Here is a 5,305-nt window from a genome sequence, read left to right on the forward strand (position 1 = left end):
CCCGGACAGCCTGGCGACACCGCGCCGTCCGGGCCAGTACCCGAACGGCGTGTCACATCACAACAGGGCAAAGGTTCTCTGATGCGGCACTAGGGAACGGTGCGCAGCTGGTGCTCGACAGATGGGACGGCGATCTGCGCCGCATGCGCGACGAGGCGAGCGGCGACCTGGACAAGCTGCGCCACCTGCTGCAGGAGGTGCCGGGGCTCGGACCGGCCGGCGCGGACATCTTCCTGCGCGAGGTGCAGGCCGTCTGGCCCGAGGCGGCTCCCTACCTGGACGCGAAGGCGAGAGAAGGAGCCAAGCGCCTTGGCCTGCCGGACACTCCGGCGAAGCTGGCCCGCCTCGCCGGGGACGCGCAGCCAGCCGCGTTCGCGGCTGCCCTTGTGCGCGCGGCCGTGGACAAGCAGGTCGCCGAGGAGTGCAAGCGAGCAGCGGAGAAGAGTGACGGCGAGTAAGGGCTGAGAACAGGCCGTGGGCGGATGGGCCGTCGGCGTCTCGGAGTGAAATGGCCCGCGGCGCCTTCGGCCGTCCCGCGACGGTTTGAGGCCCTGTCAGGAGTTTCGGCCCCCATACCGGCCCAGGTGGGCCCACCTGCGGCGCGTTCTCCCGCATACGGCAGGATGAGCGATCACATCGGACGCGTATTCGTATTCGTTCCGGCGTGAACCGCACACCCCGCAACGGGAGAGAAAGAATGAACCGGGCCCTCACACTCCACGATCTGATCGTCGCCGGGATCGCGTTGGCCGCCGGCATCGCGGCGGGCGTGCTGCTGCGCGCGATCCTGCGCTGGCTGGGGGAACGGGCCAGCAGGACGCGGTGGAGCGGGGACGACCTCATCGTCGACGCCCTGCGGACGCTGGTCCCCTGGGCGGCGATCGCCGCCGGCGCAGCGGTCGCGGCGACGGCGCTTCCGCTGACCTCCCGGGTCGGACACAACGTCAATATGACGCTGACGGCCCTGCTCATCCTGGCCGCAACGCTCACCGCGGCCCGCGTGGTCACGGGTCTGGTGCGGTCGCTCGCGCAGTCGAGGTCGGGGGTCGCCGGATCGGCCTCCATATTCGTCAACATCACGCGCGTCGTGGTGCTGGCGATGGGCTTCCTCGTCATGCTGCAGACCCTGGGCGTCTCCATCGCGCCCCTGCTCACCGCACTGGGCGTGGGCGGTCTGGCGGTCGCGCTGGCATTGCAGGACACCCTGGCCAACCTCTTCGCGGGCGTGCACATCCTCGCCGCCAAGACGGTGCAGCCCGGCGACTACATCCGCCTCAGCAGCGGCGAGGAGGGCTACGTCGAGGACATCAACTGGCGCAACACCGTCGTGCGCAACCTGTCCAACAACCTCGTGATCATCCCGAACGCCCAGCTCGCCGGCACCAACATGACCAACTACAGCCGGCCGGAACAGCAGCTGTCGATCACGGTCCAGGTGGGCGTCGGCTACGACAGCGACCTCGAGCACGTCGAGCGGGTCACGAACGAGGTCGTCGAGCAGGTCATGACCGCCATCACCGGCGCCGTACCGGACCATGAACCGGCCGTGCGCTTCCACACGTTCGGCGATTCACGGATCGGCTTCACGGTCATCCTGGGGGTCGGCGAGTTCAGCGACCAGTACCGGATCAAGCACGAGTTCATCAAGCGGCTGCACCAGCGCTACCGGGCCGAGGGCATCTCGGTCCCCGCCCCGAAGCGCACGGTGACCGTCCAGCAGACCGAACTGCCCACGGCCGCGATCCCGCAGCAGCGCGGGGCGACGGACGCCGTGCGCTAGGACCGGCCGCCCGGTCGACCTCGTGCGGGCGGCCTGGTCGTCAAGTCCCGTGAGCGGCCTGGTTGCCGGACGCCTCCTCCCCCGCGGCCCACAGCCGCTCGAGGTCGGCGAGCATCTCCTCGGCCAGCTCCAGTTCCGCCCGGTGCTGCCGTTCGCTCCAGCGCAGGGCGACCTCCGGGTACGGCCACTGGCCGGCCTTGTGCGAGGCCTCCTGGGCGTGCGCGATCTCCCGCAGCTGCGCCTGAGTACGTTCCAGGTGTGCCCGCAGCTGGCTGCGCAGGCCGTCGGGATCCGCGAGGTGGCCGAGCCAGACTCGCAGCACGAGCGGGTGTTTGAGTACCGCGCGTCCGGCGTCCGCGGTGTCCGCCCATCGGGCCAGGGCCGCCCGCCCGGCGTCGGTTATCGCGTACAGCCGCTTGTTGCGCAGGTCGCCCTGGGCGGCGACCCGCGAGGAGGCGTATCCGAGTGCCTCCAGGCGGCGCAGCTCGGCGTATATCTGGCTGATCGCGGGCGACCAGTAGAAGAAGGCGAGGGACGCGTCCGCCCACTTCTTCAGCTCGTAGCCCGTGCGTTCGCCGGGGAACGACAGCAGGCCGAGTACCGCCCACGCCGTGACCGGCAGCCGCCCACCCACCTCTTTACCACCCGGATCGGTACCGCCCAGATCGGTACCACCGGGATCGGAACCATCGCCTTGCCCCTTGACCTGACGAGTCGTCATATGACTAATTGAAATAGCCGCACCGCACCAGCGCAAGGTCTGCAAGCTTCCGCACGATCCGCGCAACTCCCAGGGAGGTGCAGTGAAGTTCTCAGTCATCTTCGAGGCACAGCTGGCGAACCCGGACCCCGAATCCGAGCACCAGGTCATCCGCGACTGCGTGGAACAGGCCGTGCTCGCCGAGGAGATGGGCTTCGACCGGGTCTGGGCCGTCGAGCACCACGCCCTCAAGTGGTACGCGCACATGAGCGCCCCGGAGATCTTCCTCACCTGGGTCGCGGCCCGCACCAGCCGCATACGGGTGGGGCACGGGGTCGTGTGCATGCCGTTCCGCTTCAACCATCCGGTGCGCGTGGCCGAACGCGCCGCCATGCTCGACCTGTTGTCCGGCGGGCGGCTCGACCTCGGAGCCGGCCGCGGCGGGACGCGGCAGGAGACATCGCTGTGCGGGGTAGACCCGGAGCGCACGCAGGCGGAGGTCGAGGAGGCGCTGCGGATCATCGGCCGCACCTGGCAGCAGGACGAGCTCGAGTGGCACGGCGAGCTGCTGGACATCGATCCGCACCCCGTACTGCCGCGTCCCGTGCAGCGCCCGCATCCACCTCTCTTTCTCGCCTGCAGCAAGCAGCAGACCCTCGCGCGCGCCGCCGAACTCGGCGTCGGTGCCCTGGTCATGGGCTTTGCGGGGCCGGATGAGGTCGCGTCGATGAAGCGTTTCTACGACTCGTGCGTTGCCGGTCGCGACGGCACACACCTCGTATCGACGGAGGTCAACGACCACTTCTCGGCACTGTGCCCGACGATCGTCCTCGACGACCGCGAGCGCGCCCGCGCCGTCGGGATACGTGGGCAGCGCTTCTTCGCCCAGGCCATCGCCCACTGGTACGGAGGCGGAGGAGTACCCGACGACGCAGTGGCCGACGAGACCGACAGCGAGACGGAAGTGAAGCGCATGCGGTCCGCCGCGGAGCAGGTCGTCGCCCACCTCAACGAGGCGAGGATTCCGGTACGGCCCACCACGACCGCCGTATACAACCCCGAACACGCCTACGGCAACGCGGCCGACGCCATCGCGTACGTGGAGCGGCTGCGCGCGGCCGGCGTGGACGAGGTGATGTGTCTCGTGCAGATGGGCACCGTGCCGCAGGAGGTCTGCATGGAGACCATCCGGCAGTGGGGGCGGCACGTCATCCCGCACTTCTCGAAGGATGGGACGGAGCACGTGGCCGCCGCTTCTCAGGGAGCCGCCCGATGATCTCGCTGAAGGGAAGGACAGCCCTGATCACCGGGGCGGCGCGCGGGCAAGGCGAGGCGGAGGCACGGCTGTTCGCCGCCCTCGGCGCCAATGTCGTCATCGGCGACATCCTCGACGACGAGGGCACCGAGGTCGCCCGCTCCATCGGCCCCGCCGCCCGCTACACCCGGCTCGACGTGACGGACGAGTCCCGGTGGGCGGCCGCCGTGGACACCGCCGTCGCCGACTTCGGAGGCCTCGACATCCTCGTCAACAACGCGGGCGTGTACCGCAGCGGACCGCTCGTCGAGGAGACCGCGGAGTCCTTCGAGTCGGTCCTCAGAGTCAACCTCGTCGGTCCCTTCCTCGGCATCCGTGCCGTCCTGGAGCCCATGCGCCGCGCGGGCGGCGGTGCCATCGTCAACGTCTCGTCCGTGGCCGGACTGACCGGACTGGCCCGCACGGGCGGCTACGGCGCCTCAAAGTGGGGACTGCGCGGACTGACGAAGACGGCCGCCCTCGAACTCGGCGAGTTCGGGATCCGGGTCAACTCCGTACATCCCGGCCTGATCGACACACCGATGGTCGCGGGAGTCGCGCCGCCGCGCGGTGCGGGCCGACACCCGGCCGTCGCCCTGCGCCGGGTCGGTCTCCCCGAGGACGTCGCCGGGCTCGTCGCCTTCCTCGTCTCCGACGACGCCTCGTACCTCACCGGAGCGGAGATCGCCGCCGACGGCGGCTGGAGCGCAGGCCCCACCCCACCCCAGACGACCGTCTCCGACACTCAGGGAGGCTGACGCCCCATGGCCGAACCCGCCCGCAGCGGGACACCGGACGTCCTGGCCCCCGCCAAACTCGGACCGATCACCCTGCGGAACCGTGTCATCAAGGCGGCGACCTTCGAGGGCGTGACGCCGGACGCCCTGGTCACCGACGAGTTGATCGAGTACCACCGTCGCCCGGCGGCCGGCGGCGTCGGCATGACGACGGTCGCGTACTGCGCTGTCGCACCCGAGGGCCGTACCGAGCGCCGCCAGATCTGGATGCGGCCCGAGGCGGTTCCCGGCCTGCGCCGCCTCACCGACGCCGTGCACGCCGAGGGCTCAGCGGTGTCGGCGCAGATCGGCCATGCCGGACCGGTCGCCGACGCCAGGTCCAACGGACTGCCCTCGCTCGGCCCCGGACGCCGGTTCAACCCCCTCAGCATGCGGATGACCAGGCCCGCCACCGCTGACGACATCGCGCGCATCACACGCGCCCACACCGAGGCGGCCCGCATCGCGGTCGAGTCCGGCTTCGACGCCGTGGAAATCCACCTGGGCCACAACTACTTCGCGAGCTCGTTCCTCAGCCCGAGGATCAACAAGCGCAGGGACGAGTACGGCGGCAGCCTCGCCAACCGGGCGAAGGTCGCGCGTGGGGTGGCACGGGCCGTACGCGACGAGGTCGGGGGCCGGATCGCGGTGACGGCCAAAGTCAACTTGACCCGGCCCTGAAGGACTTTGTTGGCGGATTCGGTGTTCAGGTGGCCAGTTCAAGGCCAAGACGGGCGAAGCGGCTGATGTGGGTG

General features: G+C 70.1%; 5 protein-coding genes and 1 pseudogene. 5 read left to right on the forward strand and 1 reads right to left on the reverse strand.

Annotation, left to right across the window (positions count from 1 at the left end; genetic code table 11):
* Nucleotides 1–89 precede the first annotated feature (89 nt).
* Together ABT009_RS47150 and ABT009_RS47155 are read left to right on the forward strand one after the other, a co-directional pair.
* A pseudogene (locus ABT009_RS47150) lies at nt 90–458 on the forward strand (endonuclease); the annotation flags it as partial.
* A gap of 239 nt (nt 459–697) precedes the next feature.
* Entirely contained in the window at nt 698–1,780 is a 1,083-nt protein-coding gene (locus tag ABT009_RS47155; RefSeq protein WP_351309572.1) for a mechanosensitive ion channel family protein, read from the forward strand.
* 40 nt (nt 1,781–1,820) lie between these two features.
* On the opposite strand, the gene ABT009_RS47160 is transcribed toward ABT009_RS47155, so the two are convergent.
* Nucleotides 1,821–2,501 carry a PadR family transcriptional regulator gene (locus tag ABT009_RS47160; protein WP_351309575.1) on the reverse strand — a complete coding sequence of 227 codons (681 nt, stop codon included), beginning with the start codon at nt 2,499–2,501 and terminating at the stop codon, nt 1,821–1,823.
* 82 nt (nt 2,502–2,583) lie between these two features.
* Here ABT009_RS47160 and ABT009_RS47165 point away from each other — a divergent pair, with 82 nt between their 5' ends.
* The 3 genes from ABT009_RS47165 to ABT009_RS47175 are packed head-to-tail and all read left to right on the forward strand — an operon-like array spanning nt 2,584 to nt 5,231.
* Nucleotides 2,584–3,756 carry an LLM class flavin-dependent oxidoreductase gene (locus ABT009_RS47165; RefSeq protein WP_351309578.1) on the forward strand — a complete coding sequence of 391 codons (1,173 nt, stop codon included), beginning with the start codon at nt 2,584–2,586 and terminating at the stop codon, nt 3,754–3,756.
* Nucleotides 3,753–4,532, forward strand: a complete 780-nt coding sequence (locus tag ABT009_RS47170; RefSeq protein ID WP_351309582.1) for a glucose 1-dehydrogenase — start codon at nt 3,753–3,755, stop codon at nt 4,530–4,532. The genes ABT009_RS47165 and ABT009_RS47170 overlap by 4 nt, the downstream gene beginning before the upstream one ends.
* Nucleotides 4,533–4,538: 6 nt before the next feature.
* Nucleotides 4,539–5,231, forward strand: a complete 693-nt coding sequence (locus tag ABT009_RS47175; protein WP_502990108.1) for an oxidoreductase — start codon at nt 4,539–4,541, stop codon at nt 5,229–5,231.
* Nucleotides 5,232–5,305: the final 74 nt, after the last annotated feature.

The organism is Streptomyces sp. NPDC002896 (assembly GCF_040295225.1).
GTDB lineage: Bacteria > Actinomycetota > Actinomycetes > Streptomycetales > Streptomycetaceae > Streptomyces.